The organism is Clostridium tetani (assembly GCF_900167265.1).
GTDB classification, from domain to species: domain Bacteria; phylum Bacillota; class Clostridia; order Clostridiales; family Clostridiaceae; genus Clostridium_G; species Clostridium_G tetani.
In genome coordinates this window covers 97,718-118,931 of record NZ_FUWT01000010.1, presented here as the reverse complement: position 1 = coordinate 118,931, position 21,214 = coordinate 97,718, and the positions used below count along the sequence as shown (strand labels likewise).

Sequence of the window (21,214 nt, the reverse complement as noted above, 5' to 3'; positions counted from 1 at the left end):
TGCGTATTTTATTAATTATTTGTTGGCTGCTCTTGCAGCTCTTTTTTTATTTTCGCGTACTTTTGGTATATGGAGACTATCGTTCTTTCTAATGCAAAGCTCATTTCTTCACCATCAATTTTTCCATGCCACTCTAACAAATAATTTATATCTTCTTGGCTCCATGGCTTCCTGGTATTCCCATGAAAGAATGGATTATATTTCATCCTTCCATATCTGTCATACTCAAGTTTCATATTTTCAAGTTCCATTCTTCTCCCTCCAAGAAATTTTTAACATGCTCTATAACCATTTCTCCAATGTCGCAAATAGTTTGTCCATCTACTCCATAAAGTTCTGTTCCATCTAAATCAAAACATCTTCTAAGTGTGTGAAGTGACCTTTCAGTTATTTCTATTAATTCAATCTTATTTGTTCTTTTGCCAAAATTAATGCGATTAAATTTAATATCACTAGTAACCAGATCCATAACTTCTTTAAACTCTAAATCATTAGTTATAATTCCATTATCCTCTAATAGTTTTCTAATCATCTTCTCACCTCCTATCAAATTCAAAATACGGTAATCTTCCATCAGTTTCATGATGTAAAGTCATTGCAATCACAAATTCATCTACAGTTTGTCCAACATCAACTTTCTTTTGTATAAACTTCTTAAAAGCTTCTTTGTATTCTTCTGTGTAAACATAATCAGGTAAGTCATTCCATATTTCTAAACATTCATAAAACTTTTTCATTGTTTTGTTCATCTTTCATAATCTCCTTTCATATACATATATTGGGGAAGTGTTTAAACTTTTTCAGTAGTAAAATTTTTTATAAAGGCTGTAATGTCTTTAGTTAGTACCTACCTTATGCTTTATAGCCATCTGGCTTACTATAGTTGTATATATCTCTATAAGCTTTTTGTCTTGTGCTATAACATCTAAATAATTAAGTTCATTTATCTTACTTTTAGCTATTCCTTGTAATGCTTGCCTTGCCTTCATATTCTTCAATCTAATTTTTAAATCACAACCTGCTCTTTCTTCTAGTGCTTTGTAAGCTTCTTCTTTCGGTTTTTGGTAATCTTTAAGTTTAAAACAAATCTTAGTCATTAATCTATTTGTTTCTCCTCTCCAACTGTTAGAAGGTCTTATTTCTATAACCTCTCTTACTGTTTTTAATTCCTCTTTGGTTTCTAACATCTTATTATTAACTTGGTTAAGCTGTTGTTTAACATCTTTCATTTCTTGTAAGCTCTGTATTAAAACATCTTCAATGCAAGTAGGTTTATTTTCCTTAACTCTAAAGTATGTTTCTTCTAAGTTGTCAAATTGCTCCCATGCTTTATCTGTGTCAAGAATCTTGCAATGCCTATTAGCTCCTCTTTCTGTCCATAAATATAAACTCGAAGCTCTTTTACCAACCAACTGAATATCGTTAAGATAGTTCTTAAACTCTTTCAATCTCTCACCTTGTAAAAAATAATAATGTTTTCCTTCCACAAACTTTCTTTTATGATTTTTAAAATTAACTTGTATGTTATTTACATCTGTTTCATATATCTTTGCTAGTTGATCTGTTGTTAAAACTCTTTCATTTTTAAATTCAACTGGTATTAAGTTACTCATTTTATCCTCTCCTATGTTTTATTTCCCTTAGCCACCAGTGGGATTTTAACTGGTGCTTGAACTACATTCGCCATTGCGGCACTATAGAAGTGTTTTTATTTTAAATATTTGATATGATGTTTTAGGCTTGTACTATTTTATAGAGTTGCCTTAAAAATTTACATTATCTTTTAAAGGTGCGGTAAAGATACCTATATCTATTTGCTTTTCTTTTGCTGCTTTGTATAATTCTTCTTTTGTATGAATCCCATACTTATTTAAAACTTTCAATCTAGCATTAAGTTCTTCTAGTTTTCTATTTAATTCTTTTTCGTAACTGTTCATCTTTACTTTCCTCCCATGCTTGCAATATATCTTCTTCTTTTACACTATAAACTTCACATAACTTCTCAATTTTAAGTTTGGAGAGTCTATAGATTCCCTTCTCCAAGTTGTTAAGTTGTGCTCGGCTTATTCCTAGGATTTCGGCAATTTTCTTAGCTTTTATCCCGCTGATAATCCTGAAATCTTTTAATGTCATCCTGTATCACCTGCCTTGTCTATACTGTAAAATAACTTTTCAAATTTGGGAAGTTTATTTTACGTTTATATATGCTTATTTTATGAATATATCTTGGTTTTTTACAGGTTTTCGGGGTTTTTCTTAATAATGGTTATTTTTCCAAGGTGTGAAGTTATATTTTAAAAATTAACTTTACCAAAATGTAAAGTTAATATATAATGTATTTAAATTTAAATATAATGTTGGAGGTAACATATGTTTTGTGAAAGATTAAAAGATTATAGGGAAAGTATTGGTTTTATAAAGAGAGAACTGGCTGAGAGATTGCCAGTTAGCGAAAGCTATTACAATATGGTTGAAAATGGTAAAAGGGAACCTTCTAAAAATTTTATTGAAAAATTAGTTGTATTTAGCGAGAAACCAGAAGAGTATTGGTTATATGGAATATCAGAAGAAAATTACGCAAAAGAAAGAGATAGTTTTAAATCAACTAAAAAGGCTGTGAAACAGCTCCTAGAGTTAAATTTAATAAATAATGTTGAAGATCTATTTAAAGGTCAGTATGAACCAGGTACTTTAGAGGAATTATTAATTACAGCTTTAAAAGCAGATATATCATATTTACTCAATAATGAAAAATAAAGTTTTTTTATTTATAAATATAGTATGAAAGGGATGTTAAATGTGAAGAAATCAGCTATATACATAAGAGTTTCCACGCATCATCAAATCGATAAGGATTCGTTGCCATTACAAAAAAATGATTTAATAAATTATTCTAAATTTATCTTAAGCATAAATGATTATGAGATATTTGAGGATGCAGGATATAGCGGTAAAAATACAGATAGACCAGCCTTCCAAGAGATGATGAATAGAATAAGAAACGGTGAATTTACACATTTATTAGTATGGAAAATTGATCGTATATCTAGAAACTTATTAGATTTTTGTGATATGTATGAGGAAATTAAAAAAAATAATTGTATATTTGTTTCTAAAAATGAACAATTTGATACTTCTTCTGCTATGGGGGAAGCTATGTTAAAAATAATTTTAGTGTTTGCAGAATTAGAAAGAAAACTTACAGGAGAACGTGTTACAAGTGTAATGCTTGATAGAGCAACTAAAGGATTGTGGAATGGTGCTCCTGTTCCTCTAGGTTATAAATGGTGTGAAGAAACTAAATTCCCAATAATAGATGAAAATGAAAGACTTACAGTAGAATTTATTTATAATAAGTATTTAGAAACCGAATCTACTTCTGCTGTTAGAAATGCATTAAATGCTGAGAGCATAAAAACAAAAAGAGGTGGAGCTTGGACTACTAAAACTATAAGTGATATTATAAGGAACCCTTTCTATAAAGGCACTTATCGTTATAACTATCGTGAAAGTGCAAGGGGAAAGAAGAAAAATGAAAAAGAATGGATAATTGTTGATGACAACCATTCGTCTATAATAAATAAGGAACTATGGAGCAAGTGTAATACTATAATGGATGAGAATGCTGAAAGAAATAGTGCTAGATTTAGGAGTAACTCCAAAACTCATGTATTTGCTCGGCTCTTAGAGTGTGGAGAATGTAATAGGAATTTATATGCTAAACAGGATAAGCCTAGTTTGGATGGATTTATTCCTTCGCTTTATATATGTTCTGGAAGATATAATGGGTTAGGTTGTTCTCAAAAAACAATAAGTGATAAAATTATTGGAACTTTTATATTGAATTATGTTTCTAATATTATAAGGTTACATAAAACACTTAAATTATCCCAACTTAAAGTAGATGAATTAGAAAAGTTACTGCTTAAAGGAAAGCCATTCGAGAATGTAGTTGGAATTAAAAATAAAAGTTTAAATGAATTATACTTTGCATTAACCCAATATACTAAAGGGGATAAAAGGATTTTTATGCCAAAGGAAAATAAAATATTAGAAATAGAAGATGATTCTAGTGTAGAGAAACTATTAAGAGAAAGAAATAAATTTGAAAGAGCATTAAGTCGATTGGAAGATTTATTTTTATTTGATGAAAATGAAATGTCGGAAAAAGATTATATACTTAAAAAAAATAAGATTAAAGAAAAATTAAATGAAATAAATAAAAAAATGAATGAATTAAATTCAATTAAAAATATTGGCTCTGTTTATGAACTGGATTTCCTTATAAGTTCTTCAAAAAATGCAATATTATTTGAGGAACTAACTCAATCCAAGTCTATAGATTATAATAATTTAATTAAAGAAACAGATAGAAAAGTTATAAAGAGTTTCATAAATGCTATAATAACAAAAATCGTTGTTAAGGATAAGAATATACTAAGTGTTAAGTTTAAAAATGGCTTAGTTACAGAATTTATCTATAACAATTAACCATGTCAAAAATTCTTCTTTACTCATACCATTTGACAACCCCAAGTTTCAATAAAGAATGTACCTTTTTGATTCTTATCTGAATGTATTGTATTTACTATATTGTTCAACATTTATTCCTCCATTTATTTTAAAATATTTTTGTATCTATTAATATAAATACTATACCATAAACTATAGGATAAAAAAATATCCTTATTAATTTAAGGATATTTTTATTATTATAACTTATTTAATTTTAAATTTGCTATTTCAGTTTCATCCATAGTTATAACAACTTTTTCTAAAGTTCCATTAATAGAATTGTCAGAGTCATAAGCAATAAATGGCATATTAATAGTATTGTCTTCAGATACTTTTTGAGCAAGCATTAAGTTTATTGAAAAGTCTTTTCCATTTCTCCTGATAAATGTCAATCTATAATCTCCATCATTTTTATAAAAATCATAATTAATGTCAACTTCACCCACTATAAAAACATCTATATTATCCCTTAATTCATTATGTTCATTATAAATAATTATTGATGAAGACTTAGCCTTTAAAAATTCATCATAGTCAGTAAACATAGAAACCTTAATACTAGCTACCTTATTAGTTCCTGAATAACTTATTTTACTGTTAATCTTTAGAGAACTACAATAAATATAAATTATTCCAACAAGAACAATAATGACTACCAATAAAATTAAATTTTTTTTATTTTTTACATTCTTCATATTAATTTATACTCTTTATATTAACTTAAATCCCAGTTAGAACTAAAAGTATCATTTAATGAAACATACTTTCTAGCATAGTAAGGTCCACCTATTCCACCTGATATGTCAAAACCAGCTCTTTTAGCAGTGCCACTTAAACTTACTGAAATTTCATGAACTACATTGGCTGAAAGCATCATTTTCATCTTATTACCATATCCTGTATCTCCAAATATATCAGCAGATAGTGCTATTGGATCTACATTAGATCTACCACTTCCAAATGACCTTGCACCTTTACTTAAAACTTGTGAAAACTTTTGATAAGTTCCATATGAACTTGAGTTATACCTTTGTAGTTTTACATGAATTGAAACTACAACTCGTGATTCAAAATTACTATTACCTATATCATATGTCTTTGCTACTTCTTTATATACAGTTTGTCTTGGTGAAATAGATTCTCTTAATAAAACAGATTTTCTTGTTAAAATAGTTTCTCCTCCTTTTGCTTTAGTACTAATCTCATCTTTAATACTTTTTTCTGTTTCAAGTCTTTCAAGTCTATCAGCTTCCTCAATTGAAACTCCTCTTTTTTCTGCGTAAGTTTTTAAGTATTCTTCTCTGGTAATTTCTTTAATTTCAACATTTTCATCAAAGTGAGAATTACTCATATCTTTTTCATTAGTAGTTGAAATAGTGGCATTAGATTCATGAATTGCTGCTGCTTGTACATTTGTAAATGCTAAACTAGATGATAACAATACTCCACATAAAATAGGCATAATAAATTTAATCCTTTTGTTCATAATAATTCCATCCTCCTAAATATTTTATTTATAATATTGTATATTATTACTATTCCATAAAAATTGTAATTATCCTTTCATTTTTTCAAAATATATGAAGAAATCAATTGTGCTAGTGTTTGTGTTTTTGTCTCTGAATCATCAATGTTGAAACTTTAACTATCACCTAGTTGAAATTTTTATTTATCTACTAATTTAGAATAATTTTTGACCTCCTTTCTAATAATATTATTGAAATATTATTTAAGAGGTGATTTTATGTCAAATTTAAACTTATTAGAATTACAAAATCTTCGTCATCTTATTGGAGCACATGGGACAATAGCAAATAAATTAGATGACTATGCTAATCAATGTACTGATCAGCAATTAGTTCAAATGCTTAAAAATGATGCTCAAGAAGCAAGAAATAGCAAACAAAAATTAATGTCATTCTTAAAATAGGAGGTTATAAAATGAACGAAAAAGATATAATGAATGATTATCTAACTATGATTAATGGTAGTTTATCAACTTATGCTAATATGATAGCACAAACTGATAACCAAGGTTTACGTCAACAACTTCAACAAATGAGAAATCAAGACGAAACTCGCCAATATAAAATTTATGAGACTGCTAAACAAAAAGGTTATTATAAACCTGCTCAACCAGCAAATCAAACTGAGATAGATACAGTAAAATCAGAATTAACTAATCAATAATAACTCATAAATACAAAAGAGCCCTTCATGGGCTCTTTACTTAATATTCATTTAGCAACCTGTCCAATTGTTGGCTTACTTCTACAATTTCTGGATCAATAAGTTCATCTTTTTCTTCTATAAGTTTATTCATTAGTTCTCTTATTTCTTCTATTTTCTTTAATAATAGTTCTTTATTCGACATAATATCTCTCCTTTCGCATTTAGCTTATACATTTTGAGAAATATTATGTAATGATTTAAAATTTAAAAGATGTAATAGAAAAAGCACCTACATAAGTAAGTGCTTTAATATAATTTTAAATTGTTACCCTAGCAGTTGTTTCTTAATACACGAAGTGCTTCTGCTACTTTTCTTGCAAAATCTAATGGTCTATCTATTGATTCAAAGTGAATATACATAAGTCTTGGATCTTCAAATAGCCAATGATTATGAAGTGCAGTAACTAATATTCCATTTTCCCTTAAAATAGATATAAAATCATTTATTTCATCTTGAAGTATAACTGTCTCACCTAAATTAAGAGTTCTACCTTGATTATCAGGAGATTCAAATGAAAATAGTGCTGCTAATGCCAACGGAGAATTAGTTGATCTTCCCAATATTTCTGCATCAATATCTCTCATAAACGTTACTGTACAAACATTATCAGCTGTACTTAAAATCTCTGCTCCAAGTATTCTAGCAAATTCATTACAAGTTCTACAAAAATCTCTCATATTTATTTCCCCTTTTTTATTTTTTAGGTCAGTTTTTTCAATATTTATCTTAAAAAACTTGACTCTTTATAAACATAATATGAAATTTGTTGATAAATGTGCATAAATGTTGTTTTGTATCTAAATAAAAATGGAGCTAAAAGGCACCTGATTTCCCAAGTGCCTTTATTTTAATTAATTAAGGTTTAGAGCTTAAATCTTTTAACTGAGTCACTTAATTCTTCTACTTTATTATCCAAATAAGATATATCTTCTATCATTTCATCTATAATAATTGTATGACTTTGTATAGATGCGGTTATTTCTTCTGTAGCTGAAGCGGATTGTTGAGAAATTTCATTTACGTTTTCTATGATAGTTTTAATATTTTCTTTGCTTGAGTCTATATCTTTTATTTGAATTAGTAACTCTCCAATTTTGTACATATCGTCCTTTAAGTTTTCTTGAATTAATGAAAATGAATTTAAAACTTCCCCACTAATTTCTTTTCTAAAGCTTTCTATTTGTAAAGATTCCCGTTTTATAGCATCAAATTTAGTGGCTTCTTTTAGCAATTTTTCAATGCTAGAGCTTATCATATCTGCAGTTTTAGCAGATTGAGATGCTAAGTTTTTAACTTCATTAGCAACCACTGCAAATCCCTTGCCATACTCACCAGCCCTGGCTGCTTCAATAGATGCATTTAAAGCTAAAAGATTAGTTTGCTCAGATATTCCAACTATTTCACTAGTCATGCCATTTATAGCAGTAACACTTTCATTAAAACTTTCTATAACATTGTATATAGTTTGAAAATGTAAATCCATTTTTTTATTTACATTCCCTAATTGATTAAGATTTTGTATGTTAGCTTGTATTATAGCCCCTTTATCATTAGAACTTTTCTTTAACATGTCCATTCCTAAACTCATCATATCTATTTTTTCATTAAAGTCTAATACTGATTTGTGTTGCTTTGACATGTTTTCACTTAAACTTACAGCATCAAAAGATATTTGTTCCATAGCCTGGGAAATTTCTTTAGATATATCTCCTAGAGAAGAAGCTTTTGAATTTAAATCATGGGAAGAATTTATAACATCAGAATACACTGTATTTATATTTGATACTATATTTTTTAAACTATTGAGCATATCATTAAATTTACTTCCTAATTCCCCCATTTCATCTTTAGCCTTTATAATTATATTTTTATCTAGGTTTCCTTCAGATACATACTTTGTATAATCTGTCAGTTCTCTTACAGGTTTTAATAATTTACTTACCAAGCAATAAACAGAGGAAATGGATATTACTATTGATATTATTAAAGCTATTAAAAATCCTTTAAGTAAATCCTTTAACTTGTCCTTTAGAACATGAGCAGGCTCCGCAATCGCAAAAGTCCAATCTACAGTACTTAGTTTATTGAAAGTAAAAAATTTACTTTCATCATCATAATCTACATACTTTTCAAAACCCTCACCATTATTTTTTATATTATCACTTAAAGTTTTTAATTTTCCTTCAGCTATTTGAGATAAGTTCTTAGTAGTTTTTCCATCAGGATTATAATCTTTGTTTAAGTGAACTATTATATTGTTCTGACCATCTAATAAAAATCCATAGGATTCCTCTGATACTTTGGCTTTTTGAACTTCATTTGTAATAGAATCAAAATGAATATCTGCGGCTAGTACACATATGAGATTACCATTATCCATAATAGGATATGATATTGTTCCTACTATTTTTTTAAAAGCAGGATCAAAATATGGATTAGAAAAAAATACTTGTTTTGTTTTTATGGCTTCTTTATACCATGGTCTTTCTCTAAAGTTTAAGCTTTTATCTGGTATCCAATCAGCTCCTGACACCATTCTATTGTTAGGAAATAATGCGTATATATCAGAAGAAGTACTCTTTTTTTCTTTTAATTGAAATGCCAGATATTGTTGTAATTTATCGTAATCATATATCTTAAAATGATTGATATTCTTAGATATTTCCATAAGATTAGTACTCTCAATTCCTAACCATTTATCAAATTCTTCTGAATACTTTTTAGTTGTTTCTATACTTTTTCCTTTAAATTCTTCATGTAAAGAAGCATAAGATATTTTATAGCTTATGCTTAGTAGTACAGCCATACATAGTATAGAAATAAAAGTTACAAAGTAAATCATTTTTGCTTTTAAACCCTTCATACTAACCACCCCTGCCCTTAAATTTAGTCAAAATTCAAACTAATATATACATTTAAATAATAAACAAATTTTAACTAAAAAGCAACATTTTTTTAATAAAATTCAACACAATATACATAAATTAAATATAAAATTACAATAAATTTGTAGATAATGAATGATAAGTTATTAAAGACATAAACCACTATATAGGTTATTTTAATATACAATGGTTCTTTAAATTTATATATATTAATAGTAAAATTGAATGAAAGGATGAAAAGTTTGAATCTTTTAAGATTATGAAATATAATATATGAATACAATGGAAAATACGTATATATAGTTATTTAAGTAAAGCTTGAGGGAGGTAATAATATGTTAGGAGTTTCAAAGAGAGTAGAAGAGCTTAGATTTTCAGAAATAAGAAAGTTTATACCATACTCTGATGGAGCAAAAGCTAAGGGAGTTCAGGTTCACCATTTAAATATAGGTCAACCAGATATTAAAACACCAGAGGAATTTATTAGTGCTATAAAAAACTTTGATGAGGAAATTGTAAAATATGAAGATTCTCAAGGTAATAAAGATTTAATAGATGCCTTTGTTAAATATTATGAAAGTATAAATATAGACATAGATAAAGAAGATGTATATATAACAAATGGAGGTAGTGAAGCTATTTTATATGCTCTATTAACCATATGCGACTTAGGGGATAGTGTTATAGTTCCAGAACCCTATTATACAAACTATAATACTATGGCTAAAATGGCAGGAGTAGATATAATCTCTTTCAGAACCTATAGAGAAGATGGCTTTAGAATAAAGAGTAAAGAGGATATAATAAATTCTATAAAAGACAATACAAAAGCTATAATGATTACAAATCCTAGTAACCCAACTGGAGTTGTTTATACTAAAGAGGAAATTAGAATGATTTCTGACATAGCAAAGGAAAAGGATTTGTTCATAATATCTGATGAAGTTTACAGAGAATTTGTATATGATGATCTTAAGTTTACATCTTTTATGGACATGAAGGACATATTGGATAGAGTAATTATAATAGATAGTATATCTAAAAGATATAGTGCCTGTGGAGCAAGAATTGGAGCTTTAATATGTAAAAATAGAAATGTTACAGAAAACTTCATGAAGATGTGCCAAGCTAGACTTAGTGTTTCTTCTCTTGATCAAGTGGGAGCGGCTAATTTAATAAATGTTCCTAAAAGCTATATAGAAGAAGTAAGGATTGAATATGAAAAAAGAAGAAATATATTATATGAAGGGCTTTGTGATATACCCGGTGTTCACTGTGAAAAGCCTTCAGGAGCCTTTTATATTATAGCAAAGCTTCCTATTGACAATTCTGATGATTTTACAAAGTGGATGTTAAAAGACTTTCAATATAATAATAAAACCGTTATGGTTACTCCAGCAGAGGGATTTTATACTACAGAGGGCTTAGGTAAGGATGAAGTTAGATTATCCTACTGTATTAACTCTCAAGATTTAAAAGAATCCATGTTAATATTAAAGAAAGCATTAGAAGAATATAATAAATTAAGAAAATAACCAGGAATATTTTATTCCTGGTTATGTCTTTAATTCCATAGTATAAATCTTTCTATTAAATTTAAATCCACAATCTTTATATAAGTTTAAGGCCACTTTATTTATAGAATCCACTGTTATAAAAGCTTCTTCATAGTTAAGTTCTTTTATTATATCCAATAAGTGGTAGACTAAAGCTCTTCCAATGCCCCTTCCCCTATACTCTTTTAATATACCTACATTTACTATAATAGGTATATCACTAATTAATATTATTTGACCATATCCAATATATTCATTATTTTCCATAACAAATATAGCACCTTCAGGTAAATAATAGCTTTGATTTTCATCTGAAATTATATCATCTACAGTTAAAGGTTCTCTTGTATCAGTTTTAAAAACTTCATTTTGTATATGGCATCTTATAGATTCTTCCTTATTTGGTTTTAGTGTTTTAAAATAAATTCCTTTAGATTTTACTAATTCCTGATTATTTAAAGGAACAACATGCTCTAAATTTAAATCCATTTCTATAGTACATTTACTTACATAGAAACCTGATTCTTTTAGTAGAGAAATGTTAAATCCATTATCTTCACACATATATTTAAAAATTGAATTTTTTCTAAGATAACCTAAAAGAATAGACATATACTTAGGTTTCATGAACTTTCTTTTAAGGTTTAAAGAGTTTATTAGATAATAAGAAGTTTTTTTAGTACACCATAAATATCCGTAATATTCTTTTAAATCCTTTAATAAAAAAACCTCTTTTCTTAGAAGCATTTTATCAAAAAAACCACTATTTTCATATGAAAGTAAAAAGTCCACATTTAAACTATTAAATGACAACCTAGTATTATTTAAAATTTTAAAGTGAAATAAATTATTTTTATTTAAATTAGTTATATTTAACATAGCATTCCTCTTAATAGTAATTAAATCCATTCTTAGTATAAGTCTTTTTATAAAAGCCGTCAACATGTAAAAATTTTGTTAAGCAAAATTTTTATTTATAGTGTTGAACATAAGTTATATAGTCTTTAATAAATTTTTGTTGCAGAACATCAAAATCTATTAATTTATTTAATTTTTTAATATATTTTTCCTCACTCCAATGTTTCTCCTTAACATATCTGTTCTTACCTAATTTCCAAAACTTATGAGGAAATACTATTATAGATAGCATAGCTCCTAAGTCAGCTTTATCTAAAGGATTTGCAGAGCTATAAGCTTCTATTAACTCCTTTGCTTTATTAAAATCCCATTGGTACTCCTTTTTGAACATAAGCCTTCTTATAACTTTACCAAGATCATTTATATGAATATCTATCTTTATACTATCCAAATCAATTAAATAGTAATCATCATCTTTTTTTATTATATTTTGATAATAGATACTATCATGACATATACTTCTTTTGCTATTAGCCTTTCTAGACAATGAATAATAATCAGATGAATTTAGTAAATGTAGGGCAGTAATTCCCATATTATAAAAATCATCAATAACAGAATTATAAAGATTGTCGAATTCCGTAACTACTCTTTTATTTTTTATTATATGCTTAAAATATTGTATATCCTTTAATTTACTAAAAAAAATTTTGGGCCAATTTTTTAAATTATTTCTTAATTTCAATTTTGAACCATCAATTTTGAAAGTAGTTATATGAAAATTAGCCATCAATTTCATACATTTACGAGCTTCATTTATGTCATTTAAATTACACTCATGACCATTTATCCATTCAGTAACATAATAATAGGATTTATTATACTTTACAAATAAGTGGTCATCAGTAGTTTTAAAGTATTTTGCAATATAAGGAAAACCATGTTTATCTAACTCTTCTACTAAAATGCTTCCATTTACAGGTTTTCTTTTGTTTTTAGCAATTTCTTTTAAGCAAATGTTACCACAATTTGTTTCAACTTTATAAACACTTCTAACCCTTTCTATACTTAAAACTTGCAGTTCATAATTTTTTAGTATTTTTTTTATAAATTTTTTTTCTTTTTCTGTAATTTCTCTTTTACAATTCGTCAAATTTCTATCTCTCATAAGTATAACCTCCAATACCATCTAATAGATTATATTAATTATAGGAGAAATTATTACAAAAAAAATAAAAGGTCATCCTTTATCGATGGCCTTTTATCAGCTATTCATTAGAAGCTTTTACTGCGACTGGTTGTTCAAAAATCCCTCTTTTAACTTCTGTAGCGGTTATATTCTTTGCATTTAATTTTTCACCCATATAGTTGCAAGCATCCCAAGGATTCACTCTATCTCCACAGGTAAATACATCTACAGCAGCATATCCAAGCTCTGGCCATGTATGTATAGTTAAATGAGATTCTGAAATAATTACAACTCCACTTACCCCTTGAGGACTAAACTTATGGAAGGCAACTTCTCTTACTTCTGCACCAGATTTTAAAGCAGAGTCCACCATTATTCTTTCAATATATTCTTTATCATTAAGTATAAGTTCATCACAACCATAAATTTCTGCCAAAATATGACGACCTAAATTATTCATTCTATCTTACCTCCCTATAATAATTGTCTACTAAATTTTATCAAATTTATTAAAAAAGTCAATATATTTACTGAAATTTTAAGATAGATTGATAAAAACTGTATATACATAGCTTTTGCTTACAAATTCTTTGTTATACAGTATTAATCTCAATTTAGTATCTATTGTATCCAAAAAAAACGTGTATTATTTTTATAATACACGTTTTTAAAATAATTATACTTTTATTTAAATATCATTTACTTCCTTAATACTTAAACCTATTTTTCTCTTTTCACCATCTACTTCTACTATTTTAGCTTTAACTTGCTCTCCTATAGATAATTCATCTTCAACCCTGTCAACTCTTTTATGACTGATTTGTGAAATATGAATAAGTCCATCTACACCAGGTTCAAGTTCCACAAAAGCACCAAAAGAAGCAAATCTTACTACAGTTCCTAGTACTATATTTCCAACAGGATATTTTACCTCTACATCTTTCCATGGATCTTTAGTTAGATCCTTAATGCTTAGTGCGAGTTTCTTTTTATCTTTATCTATATCCTTTATATAAACCTTGATCTTATCGCCAACTTTTAGCATATCTGAAGGTTTTTCTACTCTTCCCCAAGAGATTTCAGATACATGTAAAAGTCCATCTACTCCGTTTATATTAACAAAGGCACCAAAGTCTGTTAATCTTCTCACTTCACCTTCTTTAATAGTATCCTTTTCTAAAGAGGACCAAGTTTCTTCTTCAACCTTTGATTGTTCTTCTTTTAATAAATCTCTTCTAGAAGCTACTATTCTAGTATTATTTCTACCTTCTTCAAATTCTATTATATTTACAGTTAGTTCGCATCCTTTATATATGCTTAAATCATCTACATGTCTTAGTTCAACATGGGAAGCAGGTATAAATACTCTTACTATATTTTTATATATTGAAATCAAGCCACCATTTACATCTTCTTTTACTTTTACTACAACTTTTTCTTTATTTTCAAAAGCTTCTTTTAACTCAACATAAGCATTTTCTCTATTCAGTTCAATTACAGATATAACTGGAGGTTTATTTTCAGAGCCTAATTTTATAATTTTTCCCTTTATTATGTCTCCTTTTTTTACGAAATTATTTATATCTTCATCATTATCTTTTGTTACTTCAGATAAAAGAAGGATAGCATCTGATTTATATCCTATATTAACATAGGCTTCATTACTACTTACAATAGAAACTATTTCTCCTTCCACTTCTTGACCTATAGATATTTGAATATCATTGTTCTCCATATACTCTAATTGTTCATTTAAATTCTTATTACTCATCTTAAAAATGGCCTCCTTTATAATCCAATCTGGTGTTGAAGCACCTGCAGTAACACCAATTTTAGAATATTTATTTGATATATAATCAGGTAATTCACCTGCATTTTCTATATGGATTGTATTAGAACAGTTGTTTTTACAAATTTCATATAATTTCGTGGTATTAGAACTACTCTTACTTCCTATTACTATCATAAAATCTACTTCTTTAGACAAATCTTCAGCAGAAAGCTGTCTAACCTCTGTTGCATTACAGATGGTGTTAAAAGCAACTACTTCCCTACATTCATTTACTACTTTACTTAAAACACTAATCCAATGTTCTTTTTTTTCAGTAGTTTGTGATACAACACATATTTTTTTAGGAAGATCTTCTATTTCTTCTGCCTTTCTACATATTATAGCAGAATTATTACACCAGCCATTTATACCTATAACCTCAGGATGATTTTTATCTCCCACTATTAATATAGAATAACCTTCTTTATAATATTTTTGTGCTTTCTTTTGAATATTAGAAACATATGGACAAGTAGCATCTATAATATTTAATTTTTTTTCCTTAAGTTTTTGTATAGTTTCTAAAGTTACACCATGAGACCTTAGAATTATTATATCGCCTTCTTTTAGTGTATCTATATTTTCATAGCCTATAGAAAATATATTTTTTGTTTTCAAAAAATCCACTACATCATTATTATGGATTAAGGGTCCTAAAGTATATATTATTTTATCAGGGTAATTTTGCTTTATTTTTAAACAAGTATCCACAGCTCTTTTTACTCCATAACAAAATCCTGATTTTTTCGCAAGAATTATACTCATTTTGTGATTCTTCCTTTTTCTTTTATTATTGTACTTTCTATTAATTTACTTATTTTATCTACTACTTCTTCTATATGGTAATTAGTTGTGTCAATTTCTATTGCATCTTTGGCTTTTTTTAAAGGAGAGACTTTTCTATTAGAGTCAATATAATCTCTTTTTATTATCTCTTCTAAAATATTTTTATATTCTACCTTTTGACTCTTTTCTTTTAGTTCTTTATATCTTCTATCAGCTCTAATTTCTGGAGTGGCTGTTAGGAAAAATTTAAAGGGAGCGTGGGGCATCACAACAGTTCCTATATCCCTACCATCCATTACTACTTCATACTTACAAGCTAAGTCCTTTTGAATATCAACTAAAAGAGTTCTTACCTCTAGCACTGATGCATATAAAGAAACATTAGAACTTACATTAGGCTTTCGTATTTCTTCGCTTAAATCCTCTCCATTTACTATTATTTTATCATCTTTAAAATACATAGAAATAGAGTTTATTAAATTACATAATCCCTCTACATTGGAAGGAGTTATATTTTTATTCTGAGCCAAATAAGTTATGGCTCTATACATAGCACCTGTGTCTATATACATTAAATTAAACTTTTTTGCTACTAATTTTGCAATAGTACTTTTTCCAGCTCCTGCAGGGCCATCAATTGCTACAAGCACTCTCAATATAGATACTCCCTTTCTTTTTAAATTAAATATAGTGTTTATATTCTATATAAACAACAAAAATCCTCTATTTTTCGATTAAGTCATCCCTTAATTTTTTAGCTTTACCTAAATAAACATACTTTATATTAAGGTTATGCCCATTTAATAATATAAGAATTCTTATACATAAATTAAGTGAGTTTTCTACTATCATTTCGTTAAAATGCATTATGCCCACTTTATTTAGATCGTATTTTTCTCTAAGGAATTTTCCAGGATAAGCTTTGTCTATATCCTTGGTACAAGAAAATAGTATAGATACTATATCTTCTTTATTTATCTTATTTTCTTTTAAAATACTTTCAAATAGTTCAAGGGTTTTCCCCCTTATTTCTTCAACTGAATTTTCATCTATAGATATGGCACCTCTTATAGCATACATTATTTATCACCTACCATTGTTCCAGCTAAATATCCTGTAGAAAAAGCTATTTGAATATTAAAACCTCCAGTATATCCATCTACATCTATTACCTCGCCTGCAAAATATAAATTAGGTATAATTTTAGATTGCATATTAGAAGGATTTATTTCATCTATATGCACACCACCAGAAGTTATTATAGCTTCTTTTATAGATCTAAAACCTTTTATCTCCATTTTAAGATTTTGTATTAAATTACAAAGATTCTTTCTTTCTTCTTTAGTTATAGAATTTACTTTTTTATCTTCTGGAATATTAGATAATTCCACTATTATGTCTATTAGCTTTTTAGGTAATAAATCATTTAAAGAATTTCTAAAATCTTTATTTATATATTTACTGAAGTCCTTTTGAATTCTCTTATCTAATTCTTCAGAAGTTAAAGCAGGTTTTAAATTTAAAACTGCATATTGAGGTTCATTTTCTTTTACATATCTACTAGCACTTAATACTATGGGGCCAGAGATTCCAAAGTGAGTAAAGAGCATTTCTCCAAAATCTTTATATAATTCTTTAGATTTATTATTTATTATTTTTAATTCTACATTTTTCAAAGAAAGTCCTTGTAGATTTTTAACCCACTGATTCTTTATTTCTAAAGGAACTAATGCAGGTTTTATAGTTATTATCCTATGACCTGCCTTTGAAGCGAATTTATAGCCATCGCCTGTAGAACCAGTTTGAGGATAAGATGCTCCCCCGGTGGCTATAATAAAATAATCTCCTTGAAGTTCTAATCCATTTTTAAGTATTACAGAATGGACTCCATCATTTTTAATTTTAATATCTTTTACAGAGGTGTTAAGCATTATTTTAACACCTTTATCATTGAGTTCTTTTTCTAAAGTCTTGATTATATCAGAAGACTTATCGGAACTAGGAAAAACCCTATCTCCCCTTTCTATTTTTAAGGGGGTATTTCTACTATTAAAAAACTCTATAGTATTCTCATTAGTAAAAGTATATAAAGAACTATACAAAAACTCTGGATTACCAGGGATATAATCAAAAAAATCGCTTATATCCTTTTTATTGGTAACATTACATCTTCCTTTTCCTGTTATAAAAAGTTTTTTACCTAATTTTTCGTTTTTTTCTATTAATAAGACTTTACATTTATTAGCAGCGGTTATAGCTGCCATCATACCGGCAGGACCTCCACCGATAACTACTACTGTTTTCATATGTTATTACCTCCTAAAATAGAAGAAACGAACCTTAGAGGTTCGTTAAAATCAATCTCTTCTTCTCTCTTTGTAAGAGTATACCTCATATTCTTGCCAAATGTGTTCCAATTTAGAGAAAGTAGAAGAAATTTTATCTTTTTCTCTTAATCCTACTGCAATTATTAATGCATTTACTACACTTAGAGGAGCTACCAATGAATCTACAAATGAAGCCATATTACTTTGGGCTATCAATGTATGATTGGCCCTAGCGGCTAGGGGGGATAAAAGACTATCCGTAATAGCCACAACTGTAGCCTCATTGTTTTGTGCATAATCTAAGGCTTCTATAGTACGAGCAGCATATCTTGGGAATCCTATACCTATTACTAAATCCCCTTTAGCCACGTTCATCATTTGCTCAAAAATATCACTTACACCATAGCTTATAATTTTTGCATTATCCAATATCAAATTAAGATAAAATCCTAAAAATTCTGCTATAGGTGTAGAACTTCTAAGACCTAATATATATATACGTTTTGCACTAAATATACTGTCTACTACATCATCAAAGGTTTTATGATTTATTTTTTCTAGAGTATATCTTATATTTTCCATATCAGATTTTAAAACACTTTTAAGAGTAGACTCTTGATCTATAAAGTCATTTGAAAGTTCAATACGCTGAACAGTTGTTAGCTTATTTTTTATAAGTTCTTGCAAAGCTTTTTGCAATTTAGGATACCCACTAAAACCTAGCTCATTAGCAAATCTTACAACAGTGGATTCACTTACACCTACACTAGAACCTAATTTAGCAGCGGTTAAAAATGCTGCTTTATCGTAATGCTTTAATATGTATTCTGCAATTAACTTTTGTCCTTTACTAAGTCTTGGGAATTTCACTTGAATGGTTTTTATTAAATCTTGATTTTCAACCTCCACTACAATCAATCCTTTCCTATCTTCCCTGAACATTGCAATATTTATTTCATTTTACCATCTATTGCATATATTATCAACACTACATTCATAAAATAAAAAAATGGTACACAGTTTTTTTATTTTATGAATAACTAACAGCGAACAATGAATAATGAATAATTATGGATATTTTTTCTCCACTGTCATTACGAAAAAAATTTTAATATTAATTGCTTATTCTTAAATTAGCAATGTTTAGCTTAGCTAAACGAGCCCTCAAATAAAGGTGAAGAAAAATATCTCTAGTTATTCATTGTTCACTATTAGTTGTTCATTATTCATAAAATAGAAATTTTGCTATTGAAAATTTCTATTTTATGAATCAATCTTCTTTATAAATTGTAATTATGTGATTATTATTTTCCTCACTTAATCCAAATATTAAATCAGTATCTCCTAAATTTTTATTTAAATAATCAACTACTTTATACATATCATCATAATGTTCAAATTCCTTTGAAGCTAATATAGTTAATCCAGTTTTATCACTCATATTAAATTCCTCCTAAACTTACTTATTAAATTTATCTATTTCCTTTTGGGTAAGGTATCTCCAGCTTCCTATAGGCAAATCTCCAAGTCCTACATGACCTACGGAAATTCTTTTTAACTTAATTACTGGATGATTTATTTTTTCACACATTTTTCTTACTTGTCTATTTCGTCCTTCCATTATTGTTATTATAACTTCTGCATTATTATTTTTTACAGAGATAATTTTTATTTTTGATGGAGAAGTTAAGTAATCATCAATTACTAAACCTTTTTTAAAATCCTGTAATTCAGAACTATTTGGAATTCCTTTAATAGTTGCAACATAGACTTTTTCTTTTTCTTCTCTTGGATGTATAACTTTATTATAAAAATCACCATCATTTGTAAGTAATATTAATCCTGAAGTATCATAATCCAATCTACCTATAGGATATATTCTTTCTTTAACGTCTATAAGATCTAATATAGTTTTACGACCTTTATCATCTTTTACTGAAGAAATATAACCTGTAGGTTTATTTAAAGCTATATATTTTTTATTTTCTTCCTTTTTTATTATTCTATTATCAATAGTAACAATGTCTTTTTCAGGATCTACCTTAACACCTAGTTCTTTTATTGATTCTCCATTAACTTTTACTCTTCCATTAAGTATTATATCTTCACACTTTCTTCTAGAATCTACACCACAGCTAGCCATATATTTTTGAAGTCTCTCCACTTTTATAACACTCCTTTGTTAAACTTTAACCTAATGTAACATCCATTATCATCATTATAATGAATCCTGCTATTAATCCATAGGTAGCTATTCGTTCAAAACCATGTCTATGAGTTTCAGGAATAATTTCATCACTAATTACAAATAACATAGCTCCACCTGCAAAAGCTAATATAAATGGAAGTACAGGTTTTGCAATTTGTACCAAAGATATACCTATAATACCACCTATAGGTTCAACTAATCCTGTTAATAAGGATATTAGAAAAGCCCTTTTAGGAGCGTAGTCTTCTCTTACAAGAGCCAAAGCTACAGCTAAGCCTTCAGGCATATTCTGAAGTCCTATACCAATGGCTAGAGATATTCCATCAGCTATACTACCACCACCAAAGCCAACACCTACAGCCAAACCTTCTGGGAAATTGTGAATAGTTATTGCCAATATAAATAACCACACTTTGGAAAGAGACGATGATACACCTTCTTTCCTATTTGTAAATAAAATATGTTCATGAGGAGCATATTTGTCAATTACATCTATGAGTACTGCTCCTAAAAATATTCCTAAAGCAGTAATAAGTACTGCTTTTAATCCTCCACCACCATACTCTATAGAAGGTATTATAAGACTAAAACAAGTAGCTGCTAACATAACACCTGCTGCAAATCCAAGCATTCCATCTAAATATTTATGTGATACTTTTTTAGTAAAAAATACTGGTATTGCACCAAAAGCTGTAGCCATTCCAGCAACTAAACTTCCTAAAAATCCCATGAATATTATATTATCCAACTTATCACTCCTTAAAAACGAAAATAGAGAGGTAGAAATACCTCTCTATTTTAATATTTATAATTTTAAAGTATTTC

Annotated in this window: 27 protein-coding genes; 5 read left to right on the top strand and 22 right to left on the bottom strand. The window is 27.8% G+C overall.

Features of this window, described 5'->3' with window-relative positions; translation table 11 throughout:
• Positions 1 to 11 precede the first annotated feature (11 nt).
• From B5D21_RS09105 to B5D21_RS09085, 6 genes are all read right to left on the bottom strand, one after another.
• Positions 12 to 251: a hypothetical protein gene (locus tag B5D21_RS09105; RefSeq protein ID WP_078688097.1), complete on the bottom strand. Its 240-nt coding sequence runs from the start codon at positions 249 to 251 to the stop codon at positions 12 to 14.
• Positions 233 to 532 carry a hypothetical protein gene (locus B5D21_RS09100; protein WP_035127697.1) on the bottom strand — a complete coding sequence of 100 codons (300 nt, stop codon included), beginning with the start codon at positions 530 to 532 and terminating at the stop codon, positions 233 to 235. Before B5D21_RS09100 ends, B5D21_RS09105 begins: the two co-directional genes overlap by 19 nt.
• A gap of 4 nt (positions 533 to 536) precedes the next feature.
• Positions 537 to 749: a hypothetical protein gene (locus tag B5D21_RS09095; RefSeq protein ID WP_035127699.1), complete on the bottom strand. Its 213-nt coding sequence runs from the start codon at positions 747 to 749 to the stop codon at positions 537 to 539.
• Between the two features lie 87 nt (positions 750 to 836).
• A complete protein-coding gene (locus B5D21_RS09090; protein ID WP_035127701.1) occupies positions 837 to 1,613 on the bottom strand; it encodes an ORF6N domain-containing protein in 777 nt (258 codons plus the stop codon).
• A gap of 150 nt (positions 1,614 to 1,763) precedes the next feature.
• Positions 1,764 to 1,937, bottom strand: coding sequence for a hypothetical protein (locus B5D21_RS14185; RefSeq protein WP_164967549.1), 174 nt, complete (start codon positions 1,935 to 1,937; stop codon positions 1,764 to 1,766).
• Positions 1,909 to 2,133, bottom strand: a complete 225-nt coding sequence (locus B5D21_RS09085; RefSeq protein WP_035127702.1) for a helix-turn-helix transcriptional regulator — start codon at positions 2,131 to 2,133, stop codon at positions 1,909 to 1,911. Before B5D21_RS09085 ends, B5D21_RS14185 begins: the two co-directional genes overlap by 29 nt.
• Before the next feature lie 237 nt (positions 2,134 to 2,370).
• Here B5D21_RS09085 and B5D21_RS09080 point away from each other — a divergent pair, with 237 nt between their 5' ends.
• Both B5D21_RS09080 and B5D21_RS09075 read left to right on the top strand, forming a co-directional pair.
• Positions 2,371 to 2,757 carry a helix-turn-helix transcriptional regulator gene (locus tag B5D21_RS09080; protein ID WP_035127704.1) on the top strand — a complete coding sequence of 129 codons (387 nt, stop codon included), beginning with the start codon at positions 2,371 to 2,373 and terminating at the stop codon, positions 2,755 to 2,757.
• A 42-nt stretch (positions 2,758 to 2,799) separates the two neighbouring features.
• Positions 2,800 to 4,491, top strand: coding sequence for a recombinase family protein (locus B5D21_RS09075; protein ID WP_052056105.1), 1,692 nt, complete (start codon positions 2,800 to 2,802; stop codon positions 4,489 to 4,491).
• Positions 4,492 to 4,712: 221 nt separating this feature from the next.
• Here the strand turns inward: B5D21_RS09075 and B5D21_RS09070 are convergent, their stop codons facing one another.
• Entirely contained in the window at positions 4,713 to 5,210 is a 498-nt protein-coding gene (locus tag B5D21_RS09070; RefSeq protein WP_011099532.1) for a hypothetical protein, read from the bottom strand.
• A gap of 20 nt (positions 5,211 to 5,230) precedes the next feature.
• A complete protein-coding gene (locus B5D21_RS09065) occupies positions 5,231 to 6,001 on the bottom strand; it encodes a hypothetical protein (RefSeq protein ID WP_011099533.1) in 771 nt (256 codons plus the stop codon).
• 258 nt (positions 6,002 to 6,259) lie between these two features.
• On the opposite strand from B5D21_RS09065, the gene B5D21_RS09060 reads away from it, so the two are divergent.
• Together B5D21_RS09060 and B5D21_RS09055 are read left to right on the top strand one after the other, a co-directional pair.
• On the top strand, positions 6,260 to 6,445 hold the full coding sequence (locus tag B5D21_RS09060; RefSeq protein WP_023438201.1) for a hypothetical protein: 186 nt from the start codon (positions 6,260 to 6,262) through the stop codon (positions 6,443 to 6,445).
• Positions 6,446 to 6,456: 11 nt separating this feature from the next.
• Positions 6,457 to 6,705, top strand: a complete 249-nt coding sequence (locus B5D21_RS09055; RefSeq protein ID WP_023438202.1) for a spore coat protein — start codon at positions 6,457 to 6,459, stop codon at positions 6,703 to 6,705.
• 40 nt (positions 6,706 to 6,745) lie between these two features.
• On the opposite strand, the gene B5D21_RS09050 is transcribed toward B5D21_RS09055, so the two are convergent.
• From B5D21_RS09050 to B5D21_RS09040, 3 genes are all read right to left on the bottom strand, one after another.
• On the bottom strand, positions 6,746 to 6,889 hold the full coding sequence (locus tag B5D21_RS09050) for an aspartyl-phosphate phosphatase Spo0E family protein (protein WP_035127707.1): 144 nt from the start codon (positions 6,887 to 6,889) through the stop codon (positions 6,746 to 6,748).
• 128 nt (positions 6,890 to 7,017) lie between these two features.
• Positions 7,018 to 7,425: a DUF1259 domain-containing protein gene (locus tag B5D21_RS09045; RefSeq protein WP_011099534.1), complete on the bottom strand. Its 408-nt coding sequence runs from the start codon at positions 7,423 to 7,425 to the stop codon at positions 7,018 to 7,020.
• A gap of 185 nt (positions 7,426 to 7,610) precedes the next feature.
• A complete protein-coding gene (locus B5D21_RS09040; RefSeq protein ID WP_035124868.1) occupies positions 7,611 to 9,611 on the bottom strand; it encodes a methyl-accepting chemotaxis protein in 2,001 nt (666 codons plus the stop codon).
• A 357-nt stretch (positions 9,612 to 9,968) separates the two neighbouring features.
• Here B5D21_RS09040 and B5D21_RS09035 point away from each other — a divergent pair, with 357 nt between their 5' ends.
• Positions 9,969 to 11,168, top strand: coding sequence for a pyridoxal phosphate-dependent aminotransferase (locus B5D21_RS09035; protein WP_011099536.1), 1,200 nt, complete (start codon positions 9,969 to 9,971; stop codon positions 11,166 to 11,168).
• A gap of 21 nt (positions 11,169 to 11,189) precedes the next feature.
• Here B5D21_RS09035 and B5D21_RS09030 read toward each other — a convergent pair whose 3' ends face one another.
• The 11 genes from B5D21_RS09030 to B5D21_RS08980 form a co-directional block, all read right to left on the bottom strand.
• Entirely contained in the window at positions 11,190 to 12,068 is an 879-nt protein-coding gene (locus B5D21_RS09030) for a GNAT family N-acetyltransferase (protein ID WP_035109853.1), read from the bottom strand.
• Between the two features lie 91 nt (positions 12,069 to 12,159).
• The gene (locus B5D21_RS09025; RefSeq protein ID WP_035124866.1) at positions 12,160 to 13,215 is read right to left on the bottom strand and encodes a CotS family spore coat protein; all 1,056 of its coding nucleotides are present in this window, start codon (positions 13,213 to 13,215) and stop codon (positions 12,160 to 12,162) included.
• Positions 13,216 to 13,315: 100 nt separating this feature from the next.
• On the bottom strand, positions 13,316 to 13,696 hold the full coding sequence (gene speD / locus B5D21_RS09020; protein ID WP_011099539.1) for an adenosylmethionine decarboxylase: 381 nt from the start codon (positions 13,694 to 13,696) through the stop codon (positions 13,316 to 13,318).
• Between the two features lie 228 nt (positions 13,697 to 13,924).
• Complete coding sequence (locus tag B5D21_RS09015) at positions 13,925 to 15,832, bottom strand: bifunctional 4-hydroxy-3-methylbut-2-enyl diphosphate reductase/30S ribosomal protein S1 (protein WP_011099540.1); 1,908 nt, start codon at positions 15,830 to 15,832, stop codon at positions 13,925 to 13,927.
• The gene (gene cmk, locus B5D21_RS09010; protein WP_011099541.1) at positions 15,829 to 16,509 is read right to left on the bottom strand and encodes a (d)CMP kinase; all 681 of its coding nucleotides are present in this window, start codon (positions 16,507 to 16,509) and stop codon (positions 15,829 to 15,831) included. Before cmk ends, B5D21_RS09015 begins: the two co-directional genes overlap by 4 nt.
• A 67-nt stretch (positions 16,510 to 16,576) precedes the next feature.
• Positions 16,577 to 16,933, bottom strand: a complete 357-nt coding sequence (aroH, locus tag B5D21_RS09005) for a chorismate mutase (RefSeq protein WP_011099542.1) — start codon at positions 16,931 to 16,933, stop codon at positions 16,577 to 16,579.
• Complete coding sequence (locus B5D21_RS09000) at positions 16,933 to 18,159, bottom strand: BaiN/RdsA family NAD(P)/FAD-dependent oxidoreductase (RefSeq protein WP_011099543.1); 1,227 nt, start codon at positions 18,157 to 18,159, stop codon at positions 16,933 to 16,935. The genes aroH and B5D21_RS09000 overlap by 1 nt, the downstream gene beginning before the upstream one ends.
• Before the next feature lie 51 nt (positions 18,160 to 18,210).
• The gene (locus B5D21_RS08995) at positions 18,211 to 19,122 is read right to left on the bottom strand and encodes a MurR/RpiR family transcriptional regulator (RefSeq protein ID WP_011099544.1); all 912 of its coding nucleotides are present in this window, start codon (positions 19,120 to 19,122) and stop codon (positions 18,211 to 18,213) included.
• Positions 19,123 to 19,450: 328 nt separating this feature from the next.
• Complete coding sequence (locus tag B5D21_RS08990; protein WP_078688096.1) at positions 19,451 to 19,621, bottom strand: YpmA family protein; 171 nt, start codon at positions 19,619 to 19,621, stop codon at positions 19,451 to 19,453.
• An 18-nt stretch (positions 19,622 to 19,639) separates the two neighbouring features.
• Complete coding sequence (locus tag B5D21_RS08985) at positions 19,640 to 20,344, bottom strand: pseudouridine synthase (RefSeq protein ID WP_011099545.1); 705 nt, start codon at positions 20,342 to 20,344, stop codon at positions 19,640 to 19,642.
• 25 nt (positions 20,345 to 20,369) lie between these two features.
• On the bottom strand, positions 20,370 to 21,137 hold the full coding sequence (locus B5D21_RS08980; protein WP_011099546.1) for a ZIP family metal transporter: 768 nt from the start codon (positions 21,135 to 21,137) through the stop codon (positions 20,370 to 20,372).
• Positions 21,138 to 21,214: the final 77 nt, after the last annotated feature.